This window comes from Erythrobacter oryzae, from assembly GCF_030271515.1.
GTDB classification, from domain to species: domain Bacteria; phylum Pseudomonadota; class Alphaproteobacteria; order Sphingomonadales; family Sphingomonadaceae; genus Erythrobacter; species Erythrobacter oryzae.
On sequence record NZ_JASCXI010000004.1, the window covers coordinates 557,733 to 575,720 of the forward strand.

Annotated in this window: 17 protein-coding genes and 1 other RNA gene; 7 read left to right on the forward strand and 11 right to left on the reverse strand. The window is 68.3% G+C overall.

Annotated elements, in window-relative coordinates; genetic code table 11:
• Window positions 1-47 precede the first annotated feature (47 nt).
• The 5 genes from PFX90_RS15220 to PFX90_RS15240 all read right to left on the reverse strand — a co-directional run bounded on the left by PFX90_RS15220 (window position 48) and on the right by PFX90_RS15240 (window position 5,262).
• Window positions 48-839: a TIGR02186 family protein gene (locus PFX90_RS15220; RefSeq protein ID WP_419180107.1), complete on the reverse strand. Its 792-nt coding sequence runs from the start codon at window positions 837-839 to the stop codon at window positions 48-50.
• Window positions 836-1,750 carry a sulfite exporter TauE/SafE family protein gene (locus tag PFX90_RS15225; protein WP_285713461.1) on the reverse strand — a complete coding sequence of 305 codons (915 nt, stop codon included), beginning with the start codon at window positions 1,748-1,750 and terminating at the stop codon, window positions 836-838. Before PFX90_RS15225 ends, PFX90_RS15220 begins: the two co-directional genes overlap by 4 nt.
• Before the next feature lie 282 nt (window positions 1,751-2,032).
• Entirely contained in the window at window positions 2,033-3,271 is a 1,239-nt protein-coding gene (locus tag PFX90_RS15230; protein WP_285713463.1) for a hypothetical protein, read from the reverse strand.
• Window positions 3,268-4,701 carry a glycosyl transferase family protein gene (locus PFX90_RS15235; protein WP_285713465.1) on the reverse strand — a complete coding sequence of 478 codons (1,434 nt, stop codon included), beginning with the start codon at window positions 4,699-4,701 and terminating at the stop codon, window positions 3,268-3,270. The genes PFX90_RS15230 and PFX90_RS15235 overlap by 4 nt, the downstream gene beginning before the upstream one ends.
• A gap of 123 nt (window positions 4,702-4,824) precedes the next feature.
• Window positions 4,825-5,262: a VOC family protein gene (locus tag PFX90_RS15240; protein WP_285713466.1), complete on the reverse strand. Its 438-nt coding sequence runs from the start codon at window positions 5,260-5,262 to the stop codon at window positions 4,825-4,827.
• Between the two features lie 292 nt (window positions 5,263-5,554).
• Between PFX90_RS15240 and PFX90_RS15245 the strand changes: the two genes are divergently transcribed.
• From PFX90_RS15245 to PFX90_RS15255, 3 genes are all read left to right on the forward strand, one after another.
• Window positions 5,555-6,295 (forward strand): SIMPL domain-containing protein, encoded by a 741-nt coding sequence (locus PFX90_RS15245; protein ID WP_419180108.1) that lies wholly within the window; start codon window positions 5,555-5,557, stop codon window positions 6,293-6,295.
• Window positions 6,296-6,469: 174 nt separating this feature from the next.
• Window positions 6,470-7,276 (forward strand): metallophosphoesterase family protein, encoded by an 807-nt coding sequence (locus tag PFX90_RS15250; RefSeq protein WP_285713467.1) that lies wholly within the window; start codon window positions 6,470-6,472, stop codon window positions 7,274-7,276.
• A 63-nt stretch (window positions 7,277-7,339) separates the two neighbouring features.
• The gene (locus PFX90_RS15255) at window positions 7,340-8,650 is read left to right on the forward strand and encodes a UDP-glucose dehydrogenase family protein (RefSeq protein WP_285713468.1); all 1,311 of its coding nucleotides are present in this window, start codon (window positions 7,340-7,342) and stop codon (window positions 8,648-8,650) included.
• A gap of 154 nt (window positions 8,651-8,804) precedes the next feature.
• On the opposite strand, the gene PFX90_RS15260 is transcribed toward PFX90_RS15255, so the two are convergent.
• The 5 genes from PFX90_RS15260 to PFX90_RS15280 all read right to left on the reverse strand — a co-directional run bounded on the left by PFX90_RS15260 (window position 8,805) and on the right by PFX90_RS15280 (window position 12,926).
• On the reverse strand, window positions 8,805-10,355 hold the full coding sequence (locus PFX90_RS15260) for a hypothetical protein (RefSeq protein WP_285713469.1): 1,551 nt from the start codon (window positions 10,353-10,355) through the stop codon (window positions 8,805-8,807).
• Window positions 10,356-10,696: 341 nt separating this feature from the next.
• Window positions 10,697-11,110, reverse strand: an RNA gene (gene rnpB, locus PFX90_RS15265) — RNase P RNA component class A.
• A gap of 33 nt (window positions 11,111-11,143) precedes the next feature.
• Window positions 11,144-11,857 (reverse strand): N-acetylmuramoyl-L-alanine amidase, encoded by a 714-nt coding sequence (locus PFX90_RS15270; RefSeq protein ID WP_285713470.1) that lies wholly within the window; start codon window positions 11,855-11,857, stop codon window positions 11,144-11,146.
• Between the two features lie 21 nt (window positions 11,858-11,878).
• A complete protein-coding gene (locus PFX90_RS15275; protein WP_285713471.1) occupies window positions 11,879-12,532 on the reverse strand; it encodes a histidine phosphotransferase family protein in 654 nt (217 codons plus the stop codon).
• Window positions 12,533-12,542: 10 nt separating this feature from the next.
• Window positions 12,543-12,926: a M67 family metallopeptidase gene (locus PFX90_RS15280; protein ID WP_419180109.1), complete on the reverse strand. Its 384-nt coding sequence runs from the start codon at window positions 12,924-12,926 to the stop codon at window positions 12,543-12,545.
• A 28-nt stretch (window positions 12,927-12,954) separates the two neighbouring features.
• Between PFX90_RS15280 and PFX90_RS15285 the strand changes: the two genes are divergently transcribed.
• Complete coding sequence (locus PFX90_RS15285) at window positions 12,955-13,908, forward strand: RluA family pseudouridine synthase (protein ID WP_285713474.1); 954 nt, start codon at window positions 12,955-12,957, stop codon at window positions 13,906-13,908.
• 138 nt (window positions 13,909-14,046) lie between these two features.
• Complete coding sequence (gene rpoH / locus PFX90_RS15290) at window positions 14,047-14,928, forward strand: RNA polymerase sigma factor RpoH (protein WP_285713609.1); 882 nt, start codon at window positions 14,047-14,049, stop codon at window positions 14,926-14,928.
• 73 nt (window positions 14,929-15,001) lie between these two features.
• Here the strand turns inward: rpoH and PFX90_RS15295 are convergent, their stop codons facing one another.
• On the reverse strand, window positions 15,002-16,333 hold the full coding sequence (locus PFX90_RS15295; protein WP_285713477.1) for an amidohydrolase: 1,332 nt from the start codon (window positions 16,331-16,333) through the stop codon (window positions 15,002-15,004).
• A 105-nt stretch (window positions 16,334-16,438) separates the two neighbouring features.
• On the opposite strand from PFX90_RS15295, the gene mtgA reads away from it, so the two are divergent.
• The gene (mtgA, locus tag PFX90_RS15300; protein WP_285713478.1) at window positions 16,439-17,110 is read left to right on the forward strand and encodes a monofunctional biosynthetic peptidoglycan transglycosylase; all 672 of its coding nucleotides are present in this window, start codon (window positions 16,439-16,441) and stop codon (window positions 17,108-17,110) included.
• A 73-nt stretch (window positions 17,111-17,183) separates the two neighbouring features.
• Window positions 17,184-17,942: a hypothetical protein gene (locus PFX90_RS15305; RefSeq protein WP_285713480.1), complete on the forward strand. Its 759-nt coding sequence runs from the start codon at window positions 17,184-17,186 to the stop codon at window positions 17,940-17,942.
• Window positions 17,943-17,988: the final 46 nt, after the last annotated feature.

Here is a 17,988-nt window from a genome sequence, read left to right on the forward strand (position 1 = left end):
CATCTAAGTTAAGATCGCGTCAACAATGGGCCGCCCGCCGGGGCGCGTCAGGTGCGGGCGAAGAGCCGTCCGGCGAGCCAGCCCATCCCCAGCGACAGGAGAATCGCGCCGAGGCCGTAGAGGAAGGACCAGCGCTGGGCGGCGGTCACCACCTGCCCTTCGAGCCCGGCCTTGACCACCTCGATCCGTGCGGTCGCACTCGCCACCACTCGCCCGCGGCTGATGGCGAAGGTCTCGGCGGTGTAAGAGCCGGTGGTGACGGTCGATGGCAGGTCGATGCGCGCCTGGTAGAGCACCTTTTCGGCGATGCTCACCCCGCCCGGGTTCTCCTGATAAAGCCCCTGCCGCCGCCGCAGCTCGACCAGCCCGCTGGCAAAGCGCGCCTGCTCCTCGGGATCGATCTGGCCCGAGGGGGAGAGCTGGATGAAGTTGGTGCCGAGCTCGTAGATCGCGGCGGTGCGTTCATCGACGATCTTTTCGATGGGGCGCGAGGAGGCGACCGCGAAGAACGAAGGGACCGAGCGGAAATCGGACGAGCCGGCATTGGCCCAGATGCCGAGGATGCGCTCCTTCTCGCGGATGCGCACCGGGGCGGTCGGGCCCTTGAGGACGACGACGATGTCGTAATCGCCCGCGCGCCCGCCGCTGTCGGGGTCGACCACCGCGCCGTAGAGCAGCAGCCGCGCGCCGGTGAAGCCCTGCCGCACCTCGATCAGCGACTGGCTGACTGCGGGCACCAGCACCGGCTCGCGCTGTGCAAGTGCAGGGGGGGCGGTCAGCGCGCCCCCCAAGGCGAGGAACGCACCGAGCAGCAACAGCAGCCGCCCCGCCAGTCTCACAGCGGCACCACCGTGTAGATCTCGTCGGGCTGGACGCCGAGGCCGTAGAGCATCCGCAAAGCGATCAGGATCACCAGCGTCGCGAGCGCGAGGCGCAGCAGCTCGGGGCGGGCTTTCAGCGCGATCTGTGTCCCGAACTGCGCGCCCAGCACCGATCCCAGCAGCAAGAGCGCCGCCAGCACGAGGTCGACCGCCTTGGTGGTGAGCGCGTGGGTCATGGTGGTGACCATCGTCACGAACAGGATCTGGAACAGCGAGGTGCCGACCACCACGTTGCCGCTCATCCCGAGAATGTAGAGCATCGCCGGCACCAGCAGAAAGCCGCCGCCCACGCCCATCAGCATGGTGAGGATGCCGACCAGCATCCCCAGAATCAGCGGCGCGAGCGGGGAGATGTAGAGGCCCGAAGCGTAGAACCGCCAGCGGTAGGGCAGCGAGGCGACCAGCGGGTGGTGGCGGCGCTTGCGCACCTGCGGCCCCTTGCCGAACATGCCGGGCCGCAGCGCGCTTACCGCCTCGCGCATCATCAGCGTGCCGATCGAGCCCAGCAGCAGGACGTAGAGGATCGAGATCACCACATCGATCTGGCCCAGCGACTGCAGCGCGCTGAACAGCACGGCGCCGATCAGCGCGCCGATCATCCCGCCCATCACCAGCACCGCCCCCATCCGGTAGTCGACGCCCTTGCGGCGCGAATGGGCGAGCACGCCCGAAACGCTCGCGCCGGTCACCTGCGTGGCGGCCGAAGCGGCGGCGACCGTCGGCGGGATGCCGTAGAAGATCAGCAGCGGCGTCGTCAGAAACCCGCCGCCGACCCCGAACAGGCCCGAGAGGATCCCGGTCAGCCCGCCGAGAAGGACGATGTAGAGCCCGTTGACCGAGAGATTCGCGATGGGCAGGTAGACGTCCATGCGCGGCAGGCTAGCCGAGGCGGCGGGGGGTTGGAAGGCGTGGGGAGCGCCTATCCTCGGTGTTTTTGCGATGGCGAACCTAGTCCCTCCCCGTTCGGAACGAATGGGGAGGTGGGCGAGGCCGTCAGGCCTCGGTCGGAGGGGTCAGGCGGCGGGAAAGAACCCCTCCGTCACGCGCCTGCGGCGCGCGCCACCTCCCCATCCCTGCGGGACGGGGAGGGACGAGTTCCATGATCGCGCTTGCGCGCGATGCAGACCCCCCGCCACGCAACTCAAAAACCTTCAAAACCCCGCTGACACCGTCACCGCCACGCCCGATCCCGGCGCGGCGTCGCCCGCCACGCGAAGCCGCCAGTCGACCGCGATGCGCGCAGGCACCTTGCCGATGCGGGTATCGAGCCGCAGCGTCGGGCCGATGTCGGCGCGCTGCGCGTCCTTCTGCGCCCCGCCCCATGCGCCTGCGCCGAGGCTGAGGCGCAGGCGCTCGTCGGTGAGGCGGGCGACCACCGGCAGGCTGCGGGTCACGCTCGCCTGCGCGTCGGCGAAGGGGGTCGCGCCCGGGCCGCCGACCCAGCCGCCTTGCGCATAGAGCTCGCCCTCGGCGCCGAAGGGCAGGCGCAGCGGGGGGAGCTCGGTGACGGCATAGGCGGCGGGGCGGAAGGCGCTGAAGAAGGCGGCGTCGGTGTAGCGCACCTCGCCCGCCACCCGCACCGGCAGGCGCGCCAGCGGGCGCAGCGAGGCGCCGGCGGCGATCTCGTTCTCGCCGCGGGTCACCAGCGCGCGGTAGGCGCGGGCGTAGAGGCGCGGGTCGTGGCCGCTCGAAGGCGCGAGGCGGTATTGCAGCACCGCGCCCGCCTGGCTCGCGCCATAGACCGGCACGCGCCCCTGACTGACCGGCGCAGCGGAAGAGCCCTGCCGCCAGAACGCCCAGCCATCGAGCGACCAGCGCCCGGGCGGCGCGGCGACCGGCAGCGGCAGCACCGGCGGCAGGAAAGGCGCGGAGGGCGCGGGATCCTTGCCGCGCTCAGGGGCCCCCGTCCCCTCCCCGGCGGCCATGCGCCACTGCGGGCGGCCGTCGAGCGCGGGCAGCCGCGCGGGATCGCCTCCCGGCGCGGGAGCGAGCGGGCTGACGCGCACGGGCGGGCGCTGGCGCGGGAGCAACGGCAGGACCGCCAAGCCCCCATAGGCCCGCGCGGCCGCCTCGGCCTCGGCGAGCATCTGCATCTCCATGAACAGCAGCACCCGCGCCCGCGCCAGATCGATCGGCGCCTCGCCCCAACTGACGGCCGCAAGGCGGTAGGGCGGCAGCGGAGCGGCGGCAGGCACAGGAGCGGACGCGGCGCGCGCGGCGGCGGCAGGCGGGGTCGCGAACGGGTCTTCCCACCACATCGCCCGCGCGCCGCACCAGCCTGCGATCAGCAGCACCAGCATCACCAGCGGGCCGCCGCGCGGCGGCACGCGGGGAGCGCTGCGGGTCTCGGCCCGGACGCCGGTCGGGGCGTGGCGGGCCGGGGCGGTCACGGTCTGGCCGTGCCGAACTGGCCGGTGCTGGCCGGATGGGCATCATGCTCGGTCTTGTCCCACGCCGCCGCCCCGCCGCGCAGCGTGCGGGCATAGGCGAAGACCGCGCGCCGGCCGGCGATGATCGCGATGACATTGGCGAGCGGCAGGCGCAGCACCGCCCAGCCGCCCTCGGCGAGGCCATATTCGCGCGCGGTGAAGGCAAAGCGCATCGCGATCCGCCACAGGAAGGCCGCAAGATTGGCGGCGAGCACCGCGGCCAGCAGCGGCGTGACCGGCGGCGGCTCGGCAAAGCCGAAAGCGATCATCAGGCCCATCAGCCCCGTCAGCAGCACCAGCACATAGCCGACCAGCAGCACCAGCGCGGTGAGCGGCCCGCGCCGGTCGCGGAACCGCATCCAGTATTCGCTTAAGCCACCGGACCAGCCCACCCGGTCCCAGCCGAGCAGCGCGATGCCGAGCACCCAGCGGCTCTTCTGGCGCACCACATTGCCGAAGCGGTGGGGGAAGAAGGCGCGGGTGGCGATCAGCCGGCCATCCTCGCCGCGCGCCCGCACGAAGCGGCAATGCCCGCCCTCGGCGGCGATGGCGAGGCCGAGCTCGTAATCCTCGGTCAGCGAGTCGCTCGCAAACGGCAGACCCGCGCCGGTCTCGCCCCCGTGGCGCGTCACCAGCCAGTCGAGTGCGCGGCGCGAGGCGGCGCAGCCCACGCCCGCCCCCGGCAGCCCCGCCCCCAGCGCATCGCGCACCACCAGCGCCTTGCCGTGGGCCTCGGCAAATTCCTCGCAGTAATGCGCGCCGATGTGCCGCGCGAGCCAGCCGCGGTGGCGCGGCACCAGCGGCTCGACCGGCAGCTGCACGAAATCCGCTCCGCCCGCGATGGTCTCGTCGAGCAGGCCGAGGGCGCCCGCATCGACCATGTCCTCGGCATCGTGGAACACCAGCATGGCAAAGCGCTGGCGGCTACGCTCCTCGTCGAGGGTGAGCGCGGCGAACAGGCGGTTGAGGCAATCGGCCTTGGTGGTCGGCCCGTCGCGACCGTGGATCACCACGCGCAGCCGCGGATCGCCGCGCGCGGCGGCGATGGCGGCGCCGATGGTCTCGGGATCGTTGCGGTAGCAGCCGATATAGAGCCGCAAGGTCGCGTGCGGCCAGGTGCCCAGCAGGTGGCGGATGGTCTGGCCGATCACGGCGGCCTCGCGCCAGGCGGGGATCAGCACCGCGACCGGCCCCGCAAGCTCGCGCTGGAGGAGGCTGGCACGGCTGCGCCGCGGCGTGATCGCCCGGCCGCTGGCCTTGAGCCACAGCCACGCTGCATCGACCGCAAGATCGTCAAGCGCGCCGACGAGGAAGAATACCCCGGCGAAAAGCAGCAATTCATGCTGCAACAGGGCGAAGCCCTGCCACAGGGCAGGCTGTGCAATGGACAAGGCGACCCCCTTCCCCAATCAAGGTGTTAACTTACCTTGACAGGGGCTCCATTGCAACAGTGCGGAGATATTTTGTTGGTTTAATTCGATTTAAAATCCGCGACTTGTATAAATTCGACAGATTTACCAGCTGCCCGTGTTGGGCATGCTGACCCAGGGTTCGGCCGGTTCCAGATGGCCTTCCTGAAGCAGCTCGATCGAAATGCCGTCGGGCGATTTGACGAAGGCCATGTGCCCGTCGCGCGGGGGGCGGTGGATGGTGTGACCCGCGTCGAGCAGCCGCTGGCAGGTCTCGTAGACATTGGCGACACGGTAGGCGAGGTGCCCGAAATTGCGCCCGCCGGTGTATTCCTCGGCCGGGCTGCCGTCTTCGGGCGGCCAGTTATAGGTCAGCTCGACCTCGGCGACCCCGGCCTGCCCGGGCGCGGCAAGGAAGATCAGCGTGAAGCGCCCGGCCTCGCCGTCGAAGCGGCGCACTTCCTCGAGCCCGATCAGCTTGAAGAAGGCGACGGTCGCCTCCGGGTCGGCAACGCGGATCATCGAGTGGAGATATTTGACCATAAAAGCGTCCTTTCAGGGGGCGAGATAATCGGTCGCGCAGCGACCGCAAGGGCGAACGCCCTCAAGTAGCGGAGCGATAGGGCAGCAAGAACGCCCGCCCGCAGCGGGCGCAGCTTGCTGCGCGTCTAGCGAGGACCGCGCGCCGGAGGGCGCGCGGAAAACAAAAACGGCGGCGCGAACGGGGTTGCGAAGGCGGCATCCTTCTCACTCCATTCAAACTCCATTCATCGACACTGATGCACAACTCGTCGCACCAACTCTTATGGGGGACAATGCGATGAGCGGCGATGACATGCAACCGGCACCTGCGACGTACGGAGTGCTCGGCGAGCCCGCTTCCCTGCGCTGGTTCGGCACCGCGGCGATCCTCGCGGTCGGCATGATCGCGGGCGGATATCTGCTCGGCGACGGGCTGCTGCGCGCCAAGGATGCCGAGCGCGCGGTCACCGTGCGCGGCCTCGCCGAGCGCGATGTCACCGCCGACCTTGCGACCTGGACGATCAGCTATTCGGCCTCCTCGACCAGTCTTGCCGAGGCGCAAGCGAAAGTGCGCGGCGACACGGCGAGCATCGAGGCCTTCTTCAAGGAACTGGGCTTTCCCGCCGACGCGCTCCAGCCGACCGGCGCCAATGTGACGAGCTTCACCAACGAGGGGGTGACCACCTATACCGTGCGCCAGCGCCTCGCCCTGCGCACCACCGACATCAAGCGCGCCCAGAAGGCGGTCGCGCGCCAGTTCGACTTGGTCGGGCGCGGCGTGTTCCTCGAGGAAGGGTCGGGGATGGCCTACACCTTCACCAAACTGAACGACATCAAGCCCGAGATGGTCGCCGCCGCAACCCGCGACGCGCGCGCCGCCGCGCAGCAATTCGCCAAGGATTCCAATTCCGGAGTCGGCAAGATTCGCGACGCCACCCAAGGCTATTTCGAGATCGAGGCGCGCGACGGGGACTCCGGCGGCGGCTGGGGCCAGGCCGACAGCCCCTACAAGAAGGTGCGGGTGGTGACGACGGTGAGCTTCACGCTCGATTAGGGCGGCCATTGCTACCGCCTGCCGACAATTTCGCACTTTCCGTCGCGCGCAGCAGAGGGTCGGTTGCGCCGCCACGTTGAGGAAGTTATCGCGCCCCCCAACACGGGGCGTGGCACAATCTGCCCGACCCCCAGGCTTTGGCCGGGTCGCACCAGTCGGAAAACCATACGGCCCATGCTCCAGCGTCTGCGCGAATTCTTCACTCCCCCGCCCCCGCCCCGCCTGGCGGCGGTGCCCGACGGCCGGCGCTATTATGCGATCGGCGACATCCACGGCCGGCTCGATCTCTACGAGGCGCTGATCGCCGCGATCGAAGACGAGATCGCGCGCGCCCCCGGGGTGGATCACCGCATCGTGCTGCTCGGCGACCTCGTCGACCGCGGTGCCGACAGCGCGGGCGTGGTCGAACTCACCCAACACTGGCAGCAGGCGCGCAATGTCCGCGTGCTCGCGGGCAATCACGAGGAGATGTTCCTCGCCGCCTTCGCCAAGCCTGAGGCGCTGCGCCATTTCATGAAGCACGGCGGGCACGAGACGCTGCTGAGCTACGGCTTCACCCGGCGCCAGCTGTCCGAAATGCCGCTCGAGGACATCTTCGCCGCGCTCCCGCAGGTGATCCCGCAGAGCACCCGCGACTACATCGCCTCCTTCGAGACGATGATCCGCGCAGGCGACTATGTCTTCGTCCATGCCGGCATCGATCCCTCGCGCACGCTCGCCGAGCAGACCCGCAGCGACCTCTTGTGGATCCGCGAGCGCTTTCTCAGTCACGAGGGCCCGCTCGAGAAGGTCGTGGTGCACGGCCACACCATCTTCGATCACGTGATGGATTGCGGCAACCGGATCGGCATTGACACTGGCGCTTTCCGCTCGGGTGTGCTTACAGCGCTCGTGCTCGAGGGCGACCAGCGGCGCATCCTGCAGGCCCGGACCGTTGACGGCGGAACGGCGCAGGTGTTCCACGGTGACCGGGCGCAATAAGCTCGCCAACACGCATCCGGCGCCCCGACCCGCGCCGATGTCATTCCCGAGGGTCAAGGTTTCATGAAGATTGCAATGGTGGGATCGGGCTATGTGGGGCTCGTTTCGGGGGCCTGCTTTGCCGATTTCGGGCATGATGTGGTCTGCATCGACAAGGACCAGGGCAAGATCGACCGGCTCCACGCCGGGATCATGCCGATCTACGAGCCCGGCCTCGACGCGCTGGTCGACAGTAATGTGAAGGCCGGCCGCCTCAGCTTCACCACCGACCTGGGCGAGGGCATCCGGGGCGCGGACGCGATCTTCATCGCGGTCGGCACGCCCAGCCGCCGCGGTGACGGCCACGCCGACCTCACCTTCGTCTACGAAGTCGCGCGCGAAGTGGGCGAGAAGCTGGCGAACGATGCCGTGGTCGTGACCAAGTCGACCGTGCCCGTGGGCACCGGCGACGAGGTCGAGCGGATCATTGCCGAGACCGGGACGGCGCATAAGGTGGCGGTCGTCTCCAATCCCGAATTCCTGCGCGAGGGCGCGGCGATCGGCGATTTCAAGCGCCCCGACCGCATCGTCATCGGCGCCGAGGACGATTTCGGCCGCGAGGTGATGCGCGAGGTCTATCGCCCGCTGTTCCTCAATGAATCGCCGATCCTCTTCACCAGCCGCCGCACCAGCGAGCTGATCAAATATGCGGCGAACGCCTTCCTCGCGACCAAGATCACCTTCATCAACGAGATGGCGGACCTGTGCGAGAAGGTCGGCGCGAATGTGCAGGATGTGAGCCGCGGGATCGGGATGGATGGCCGCATCGGGTCGAAATTCCTGCACGCTGGCCCCGGCTATGGCGGGAGCTGCTTCCCCAAGGACACGCTCGCGCTCTTGAAGACCGCCGAGGACTATGACAGCCCTACCCGGATCGTGGAGGCCGTGGTCAAGGTCAACGACAGCCGCAAGCGCGCGATGGGCCGCAAGGTAGTCGATGCGCTGGGCGGCATGGACGCAGCGCGCGGGAAGAAGGCGGCGCTGCTCGGCCTCACCTTCAAGCCCAACACCGACGACATGCGCGACAGCCCCGCGATCGCGGTCGCCCAGACGCTGCTCGACGCGGGCGTTGCGGTCGCGGCCTATGACCCCGAGGGGATGGAACAGGCCAAGCCGCTGCTCCCCGATGTCACCATGTGCGAAAACGCCTATGCCGCCATCGAAGGCGCGGACGTGGTGGTGATCGTGACCGAATGGGACGCCTTCCGCGCGCTCGACCTTCGCCGCGTGAAGGAACTGGCGAACGCCCCGGTGATGGTGGACCTGCGCAACGTCTACAAGCCCGAGGACATGCGCGCGGCGGGGTTCCAGTATACGAGCGTCGGGCGGGCGTAGCCTTCTTTTGCGAACGCGCCTCCGCGCGTTCGTCCTTGGTGCTGTTTCAAGTCCTGCGGACTTGAGCACCTGCGGCTCGCGCGCGTGCGCTTGCGGTCGCTGCGCGACCGAGCCCGTCCCTCCCCGTTGCGTAGCAATGGGGAGGGACTGGGTCCTAACGCGGCGTCAGATCAATCGCCTCCTGAAAGCTTGCGCGCATTCCGCAGGTGACGAATTCCATCGCCTCGTCCGGGGTATCGCCGGAATTGCCGCTGTAGCGCAGGACGATCCGCCGACCGTCAACGCGGAACAGCGGCACCTTAAGTCCCGCCTCGCTGCGCGCGCTCCACCAACCGCTCGTCTGGTCGAACCGTGCCGCCGCCACGCCCAGGTCGCACATATGCGCATTGGCACCCAGCGCAAAGCCTTCGGCAGCGATGCTGCCATCGGGATTGCCCGTGAGGGTGATTTGCTGGTTGCTCGCGTCGATCAGCACGGGGAGGATGCGCTCATAGAGCGGGCCTGAACGCGTCGCGTCTGGGAGCGGGAGGCTGTCGTGATGATAGGTCACGCTCTCGCCCGGTTTCAGCGTGATGCCGGGGCCGAGCACGCCGCGCAGCACCGCGATGCGCGCCTGATAGAGGTCGGCAAGGCACGTCCGGTCGCCCCCGCACTTGTCGCGCAAGGCGAGCCAGCGGCGCTGCGCGGCAAGGTCGCCCTTCCCCGCGGCGCGCGCCGCTGCCCATGCCGCCGCGAGGTCGCGGTCGAGGCTGCGCAATTCGCTTTCGTATTCGCCGCAGAGCGTCTTCTCGATCGGCGCGGTGGCCTTTGCGCAATCGAAGGAGGGTCTGTCTTGCGTGCTGGCCTTCGCGCCAGTCGCTTCCATCAGCTTCCGCGCTTCCTCGGCGGTGAGGGTAACGATGGCGGGGAAACTGGCCCCCTCCCCCGGCTCGCTGGGATAGGGCGAGGTGTAGGACTTCGCCATTCGCACCGGTCCGGCAATCTGCGCATCACCAAGAGAGGCAAAGGCGGCCGGGGCAATGATCGTGCCGTCGAGCACCGCGCCTGCAACCCCCTTGGCGTCCCACAGCCACAACCCGCTGATGTCGGCACGGGTCAGGTCGGCACTGGCAAAGTCGGGCGCGCCGTTGATGCACCATAGGTCGATGGTGATCCCGCAGGCGAAACTCGCGTCGGTCAGGTTGGCCGCCCGGAAGCTGACGTCACCGAAATCCGCGCCCTGCCACGCCGAGACGAAGCGCATTCCGGTCAAATCAGCGCCGGCGAAGTCGGAGCCTGCGAGGTTCACGCCGTGGGTGGAGAGCCCCGGCCAGCGCACTCGGGCGGCCTTGGCGCCGGTGAAGGCGATGCGCACCAGCCGCAGGTTCGGGATGGCGGTGCCTTCCCAATTGGTGCCCTCGAGCTCGGTCTCGGCGAGGCAGGCGCCTGCCAGCAGCGGCGCGAGGGGGCGCATGTCCGCGCCCTTGAGGCTGCCGCCCAGCACGACGCGGCGCTTGCCGTTAGGCGCTGCTGCGAGGGCTTCGGCGAGGGCGGCGGGGTTGGTCATCGCGCGCGCGTCGATGATCGCCCAACCGGAGCGGGTGGCGGCGGCATCCTTGCCGGGCATGGCGCACAGGTCGGTCACGGGCGGGTCTTCGGCCAGTTCTGGGGGCGGAACCTCCGGCTCCTGCGCGGCCAGAGCGAGCGCGGCGGCGAGCGTGAACATTGGCGGCGGTTCCTCCCGATCTGGAGGTTACGCGAAGGCATGGCGCTAGACAAATCCCGCCGACAAGAGGGATATTCCCTCCCCGTCCTGAAAGGATGGGGAGGTGGCATGTGCCGCAGGCGGCTGACGGAGGGGTCTGCCCGCTTGCAGCCTTACCCCTCCGTCACCGCTTCGCGGTGCCACCTCCCCATTCCTGCGGAACGGGGAGGGACTGGCCATATAACGCTGATCCGGCCCGCCAACGGACGGGCCGCAAGGGCGAACGCCCGCCCGCAGCGGGTCCGTAGCGCAGCGAAGGACGTCTAGCGAGGACGTGCCCGCGGAGGCAGGCACGCAAACAAAAAATCAGGGGGCCATCATAAGCCGGGTTCTGTCTCCGCGGGCGGTATCCTTGCGGACGGGCCTGCGGTGGCAGCCATTCATCTGGGCGGGGGATTGCTCCCACGCTCTAGCAGCCAACCCGGGTCTCTCGGCGCGAAACACGCCTGCCCGCCGTGAAGCGGGCGCGAGACCCCTATTCGGCCTTGCTCCGGGTGGGGTTTGCCATGCGGTTGCCGTTGCCGGCCCCCCGGTGCGCTTTTACCGCACCCTTTCACCCTTGCCTGTGCCCCGAAGGGCCATCGGCGGTTTGCTCTCTGTGGCACTTTCCCTTGCCGCCATTGCGAGCGACCGGCGGGCGTTACCCGCCACCCTTGTTTCGTGGAGCCCGGACTTTCCTCGCGCCCGAAAGCACGCGGCTGCCTCAGGCCCCCTGACCGGCTGCCTATAGGCCGGCTACGCCGGGAAAGCTAGCGCGTCCGCCCCTGGTCGCGGTCGAGCAGCAATTGCCACAAGATCGCCGCCACCTCGCCATCGGGCACGCCGGTGATCCGCTCGGGCCGCCAGCGGCGCTCGAAGGCCTCGACCGCTTTCGCCTGATCGGTGATGTCGTAACCGAAGCGTTCCAGCGCGAGGAAGAAGCTGCCCCAGTTGTGGAACGGATTGCCCGCCGCAAGGCATTCGGGCTTGGGCAGGCACAGCTTGTGCTGCGCAAGCCGGTCCCACGGAAACAGCTCGCCCGGATCCACTTTGCGCATCGGCGCGACATCGGAGTGGCCGACGACGTTGGCGCGCGGGATGTCGTATTGCTTCACGATCCGGTGCAGCAGCGGGATCAGCGCGTCGATCTGCGCCTCGGCAAAGCCGCGATAGCCGAGGCCGTGGCCGGGATGGTCGAGCTCGATCCCGATGCTCGCCGAATTGACGTCGGGAATGCCGCGCCAGTAGCTCGCACCCGCATGCCATGCGCGCTTGTCCTCGGGGACGAGGCGGATCACTCCGCCCTCCTCGGTGATGAGGTAATGCGCGCTGACCTTGGCCTCGGGATCGGTCAACCGCTCGATCGCCGCGCCGACCGGCTTCATCTCGGTATAGTGGATCACCGCCATGGTGATCGGCAGACTGCGTTCGTCGAAATTGGGCGAGAGGCGCTCCTCGTGAACCAGCTCGTCCTCCCCCTCCATTCGCGTCAGCCCCCCTTGCCCTTAACCGATCATGCCTTCGGGCTCGGGCAGCACCGCGCCCAGCACCAGCGCCCCGTCACCCAGCTTGTACTGGAGGCCGCCGTCCATCTCCTCGGCGAGCACGCAGATCATGTGCGCAGCGGCGGTGCGGCTGGTGATTTCGCCCGGCGCGAGTTCGCCCTGCAGCGCGCGGCCGATGGTCTCGTCGAAGGCGATGCGCTCGGCCCGCGCGCGGGCGACGATCTCGACCGCGCCGTCGCGCCGCTCGGCCCCGATGTCGAGCGTGCCGCCGCGCACCAGTGCATCCAGCGCGATCTGCGCGAGGTTGAGCAGCACCTTGACCGCAGGCTTGGGCAGGCTGGGTTCGGCAATCGCCCAGTTGACCTCGACCTTTTTGGCATCGCCAGCCAGCGCGTCGATCACCGCCTTGGCCTCGTCCACCGGGATCGCCTCGCCGAAGCCCCCGGCAGCGCCGAAGGCGAGGCGGAAGAACTTCAGCTTGTCGGTGCTGATCTTCGCCGATTGCTCGAGCAGGTCGACCACCTGCGCGCGCATCTGCGGGTCTTTCTCCTCGGCGAGCAGCTCCAGCCCGTTGGCGAGCGCGCCGACCGGCGAGAGCATGTCGTGGCACAGGCGCGAGCACAGCATCGCGGCGAGATCGGTCTGGGAAATCATGCCCGCTGTCCTAGCCATCGATGATGGTAAATGGAAGTGCGACAAACCCTTGTTTGCCGTCCAGCCAGAACCTTGTGTCTTCCCCAGCGATGATCGCCCAGACTGCGCCGTCGCCGTTGGCCGAGGCGCGGTCGGTGGCCGAGGGCTCGGCGGGACCCCGCGGGTGCGAGTGGTAATAGCCGATCACCGCTGGTCCTGCGGCGCGCGCGGCGCGGTGCGCGTCGATCAGGGCTTGCGGGTCGACCTCGAAATGGGTTTGCGGCGAGGGGTGGACGTTGGCGGCAGGGCGGGATTCGGTAATGCACCCGCCCTCCCCCAGCAGGATGCCACAGGCCTCGAGCGGATGCGCGGCGGCGGCATGGGCGCGCATGGCCGCCAGGGCTTCGCTTGTCACGTCGATCCGCATCGCGCATGGCCATAGCATGGCCGACAGCGAAATCATCACCGGCACCATCGCCGCCCCTGCCCGCCTCGACAAGGCGCTGGCCGAGGCGACGGGGCTCAGCCGTGCGCGGGTGCAGGGGCTGATCGAGGAAGGCCGCGTCGATGTCGCGGGCAAGACCGCGACCAGCGCTTCGGCCAAGGTCGCCGCCGATACTCCGTTCCGCATCATCCTCGCCGCCGCCATGCCCGCCGCAGCCCAGCCCGAGGACATTCCGCTTATCATCGCATACGAGGACCAGCACCTCGTCGTGGTCGACAAGCCTGCGGGGATGGTCGTCCACCCGGCGGTGGGCAACATCACCGGCACGCTGGTCAATGCGCTGCTGCACCACTGCCGGGGCAACCTCAGCGGCATCAACGGGGTCGCGCGGCCGGGGATCGTGCACCGGATCGACAAGGACACCTCCGGGCTGCTGGTCATCGCCAAGTCCGACGCCGCGCACGAGGGCCTCGCCGCGCAATTTGCCGCGCACACCGTCCACCGCCGCTATATCGCGGTCTGCGCCGGGCACCCCTCCCCGGCCGAGGGCACCATCGACGCGCGCATCGGCCGCTCGGACGCGGACCGAAAGAAAATGACGGTGCTGCCCAACAATTCCTCGCGCGGGAAATCGGCCGTGACCCATTACAAGGTGATCCGACGGCTCGAAGACGCTGCCGTGATCGAATGCCGGCTGGAGACGGGGCGCACCCACCAGGTCCGCGTTCACTGTGCGTCAATCGGCCACCCTTTATTGGGAGACCCTGCCTATGGCCGCACCCCGAAACAGCTTCGTCCCGTTCTCGAGCGACTCGGCTTCGCCCGTCAGGCGCTCCATGCCGCAGAATTGGGCTTCCAGCACCCGCTCACGGGCGAAATGGTGCAATTCCGGAGCAATCTGCCGCAAGACATGGCGGAACTGATCGACGAACTCAGCCGTAGTGATCGATGAAACGCGCATACATCAGATCGATTTTCGCGTATAACTTGAATCCGTGGCCCAGCGCGACGGATGCCCATCAGGGGTCCTTGCCAAGCGGTCGACGCTAGAAAGGTTAGGTAACCAGTGACCAAGACTAAAGCCGCCTCGATGCCGGCGCTCTCGGGTGAGCAGTCGCTCAACCGCTATCTCGCCGAAATCCGCAAGTTCCCGGTGCTGACGGCCGAGCAGGAATACATGCTCGCCAAGCGCTATCAGGAACACGAAGACCCCGAGGCCGCCGCCCAGCTCGTTTCCAGCCACCTGCGGCTCGTCGCGAAGATCGCGATGGGGTATCGCGGCTATGGCCTGCCCGTCGCCGACCTCATTTCGGAAGGCAACGTGGGCCTTATGCAGGGCGTCAAGAAGTTCGAACCCGATCGCGGCTTCCGCCTCGCGACCTACGCGATGTGGTGGATCAAGGCGAGCATTCAGGAGTATATCCTGCGCTCGTGGAGCCTCGTGAAGATGGGCACCACCGCCGCGCAGAAGAAGCTGTTCTTCAACCTTCGCCGGATGAAGAAGAACCTCGACGCCTACGAGGACAGCGACCTGCGCCCCGACGATCTCGCCAAGATCGCGACCGACCTCGGCGTGCCCGAGCAGGAAGTGGTCAACATGAACCGCCGGATGATGATGGGCGGCGATGCCTCGCTCAACGTCTCCTTGCGCGGGGCCGAAGAAGGCTCGGGCGAATGGCAGGACTGGCTGGCGGATGACCGCCCCTTGCAGGACGAGACCGTCGCCGAAAGCCAGGAATCGCAGATGCGCATGGAGATGCTGTCCGAAGCGATGGGCAGCCTCAACGAGCGCGAACGCCACATCCTCACCGAACGCCGCCTGACCGAGAAGCCCCAGACGCTGGAAGAGCTCAGCCAGGAATACGACGTCAGCCGCGAACGCATCCGCCAGATCGAGGTGCGCGCCTTCGAAAAGCTCCAGAAGGCGATGCAGCGGATCGCGGGCGAGAGGCTGCTGCCGGGCGTGGCCTGACAGCGCACCGTCACGAAAACGAAAGGGCGCCGCGAGAGATCGCGGCGCCCTTTTCGCATTCGGGGCTGACGGGCTACCTCTTCTTCCCCGCCAGATCCATCACCGCAGCGACCATCGCCCGCGCACCTACGGTGATGCTCTCCCTCGGCGCGATCTGGAACAGAGGGGAGTGGTGGCCGGCGATCGGCGGCCCGCCTGCCTTGGCCGCGGCGATGCGCTCTGGCGTCGTCCCGCCGACCGCGAAGTAGTAGCCCGGCACGCCCAGCCCCGGCGCGACGAAATAGGTGAAGTCCTCCGCGCCCATGTTCTGCTGCTCGAAGGGCACCACCGCGCCTTCGCCCAGCGCGCGCTTCATCGCCGCGTTCAGGCGGCGCGCGAGCGCGGGGTCGTTGATGGTCGTCGGCGTGCCCGAGAAGTGCTTGACCGTCACCGGCATGTCGTCGGGCAGCCCGTGCGCCTTGCCGATATTGACCGCGATCCGCTCGACCAGCGCGATCACCTTGGCGCGCGTCTCCTCGTCATTGGCGCGTACCGTCAGCTTGAGGTTCGCCTCGTCAGAGATGATGTTGTAGGCCGACCCGGCGTGGAAGGCGCCGACCGTCACCACCACCGGCTTGAGCGGAGAAATCTCTAGTGAATCAATGGATTGCAACGCGGTGACGATCTGCGAGGCGATGTAGACGGGGTCCTTGCCCAGGTGCGGCGAGGCGCCGTGGGTGCCGATCCCGGGCACCCGCACGTCGAGCGTGTCGGAGCTCGAATACTGGATGCCCTCGGCGGCCGAGACCACGCCCGTCGGCAGTTCTGCGGCGACATGGAAGGCGAGCGCGTAGTCGGGCTTGCCGAAACGCTGGTAGAGCCCGTCCTCCATCATCCGCTTGGCCCCGCGCACGCCTTCCTCGGCGGGCTGGACGACGAACATCAGCGTGCCGCTCCACTGGCCCTTGGTGGCTGCGAGCCGCCGCGCGGTGGCGATCATCGCGGTGATGTGGGTATCGTGCCCGCAGGCGTGCATGGTGGGATATTCCTTCCCGTCCTCGCCCACCTGCTTCGCCTTCGAGGCATAGGCGAGGCCGGTCTTCTCCTCGACCGGCAGCCCGTCCATGTCGGCACGGACCAGGATCAGCGGGCCCTTGCCGTTCCTGAGGATGCCCACCACCCCGGTGCCGCCCACGCCCGTCGTCACCTCGAGCCCGGCCGCCTTAAGCTCGGCCGCCATCTTGGCCGCGGTGCGGTTTTCGAGGAAGCCGAGTTCGGGGTTCTGGTGGAAGTCGAGGAACAGCGGCGCGAGGTAGCTGTCGTATTCCGCCTCGATCGCCTCTTTGGTGGCGACATCCTCGGCCCATGCGGGCGAGGCGGCGGCGGCCAGCGCGAGGGCGCTTGCGGCGAGGTGGAACAGGCGCATGTCGGTGGTCTCCCCTTGAGTTTGACCGCAAGCTAGCCGCCGCCAGCGCGGGCACGCAAGCGCGGATGCTTCACACGTCCCCCGCGCTGCGCTAGAGCCGGGCACATGGTCTCCCTGATCTTTCGCTACACCGCCAAGGCGATCGCCGCCTTCTTCGCGCTGACGCTGGTGCTGGTGGTGGCCTTCAAGTGGCTCCCCGTCCCCGTCACCGCGACCATGATCATGGACGGCAACGGCATCACCAAGGATTGGGAGAGCCTCGACAATATCGACCGCAATCTGGTGAGCGCGGTGATCGCCTCGGAAGACCAGCGCTTCTGCTCGCACAGCGGCTTCGACACCGAGGCGATCGAGCAGGCGATGCGCGAGAACCTCGAGGGCGGGAAGATCCGCGGCGGCTCGTCGATCAGCCAGCAGACCGCCAAGAACGTCTTCCTGTGGCAGGGCGGTGGCTATTTCCGAAAGGCGCTCGAGGCGTGGTTCACCTTCTGGATCGAGCTCGTCTGGGGCAAGCGGCGGATCATGGAGGTCTACCTGAACGTCGCCGAGACCGGGATCGGCACCTATGGCGCCGAGGCCGGATCGCAGCGCTATTTCGGCCACTCCGCCGCGCGGATGAGCCGCGACGAGGCAAGCCGCATGGCCGCCGCCCTCCCCAGCCCCAAGAAGCGCTCGGTCAAGAGCCCCGGCGGCTGGCTCGCGCGCCACGGCAACCGGATCGAGCGGCGCATCGGGATCGTCCGGCGCGACGGGCTCGACGCCTGCGTCTACAACTAAAGACGGCTTGTCAGGCGTGGCGGCGGCGGTCTAATCCGCGCGGCGGGGTCGCTTGCAGGGGGCAAGCCAGGGCATGACAGGACGGACCGGCAGAACACTCGGCACCGCCGCGTTCGCAGCGGCGCTTGCGGGACTGGTGGGCGCGGCGGCGGCGCAGGTCAGCGAGCCGGTAAAGCACTTCGAGCGCTTCACCCAGCACGACATGAAGATGTGCTTTATCGCCCAATACCTGATGGTCGATGCCACCTCGGGCGAGGCCAAGGACCGCTATCTGGCGACATGGGTTGCTTTTGCCGGCGGAGGCCAGAGCGAGTCCGACGAGCTCGTCAAGGATCGCGGCGCGTTGCTTCAAGCCGCCTTGTCGCCCGCGCAGATGGCAGTGCTGGCCGATGCCTGCCGTCCGGCCTTGCTGGAAGCGGGCGGCCCGGCCCGCTTCACTCTCCCGTTTCCCGAACTGATCGGCGAGAGCGCGCTCGCAAGCTTTCGCCGTTCCCGCAATGGCGGGCCGACTGCCGAGGAACGTGCAGCCGAAGCGCGTGCCGCCGCCGCCCGCCTCGATGCCGAATGCCGCGCGATCGTCGACAAGGGCGTGGCCGAGGCCACCCGCGAATTCCGCCAGGCGCAAGGAGAGATCAAGGTATGGATCCGCGCCGGCTCCTTCGGTTCGCCGCCCGGGCAATACGACATCCAGAACGGCTGCGTCGCCATCGACAACGCCGGGGGCCAGCTCAATACAAAACAGTGCCCGGCCGAATATGCGCAGGCCCTGATGAACTTCCGCGCAGGCTATTACATCGACTTCAACGGCAGCGGCGGCTTCTCCTGCAAATAGCGCCGCACCATCGTCGCGCGTGACGCGCGGCAAGCTTGCCGCTACA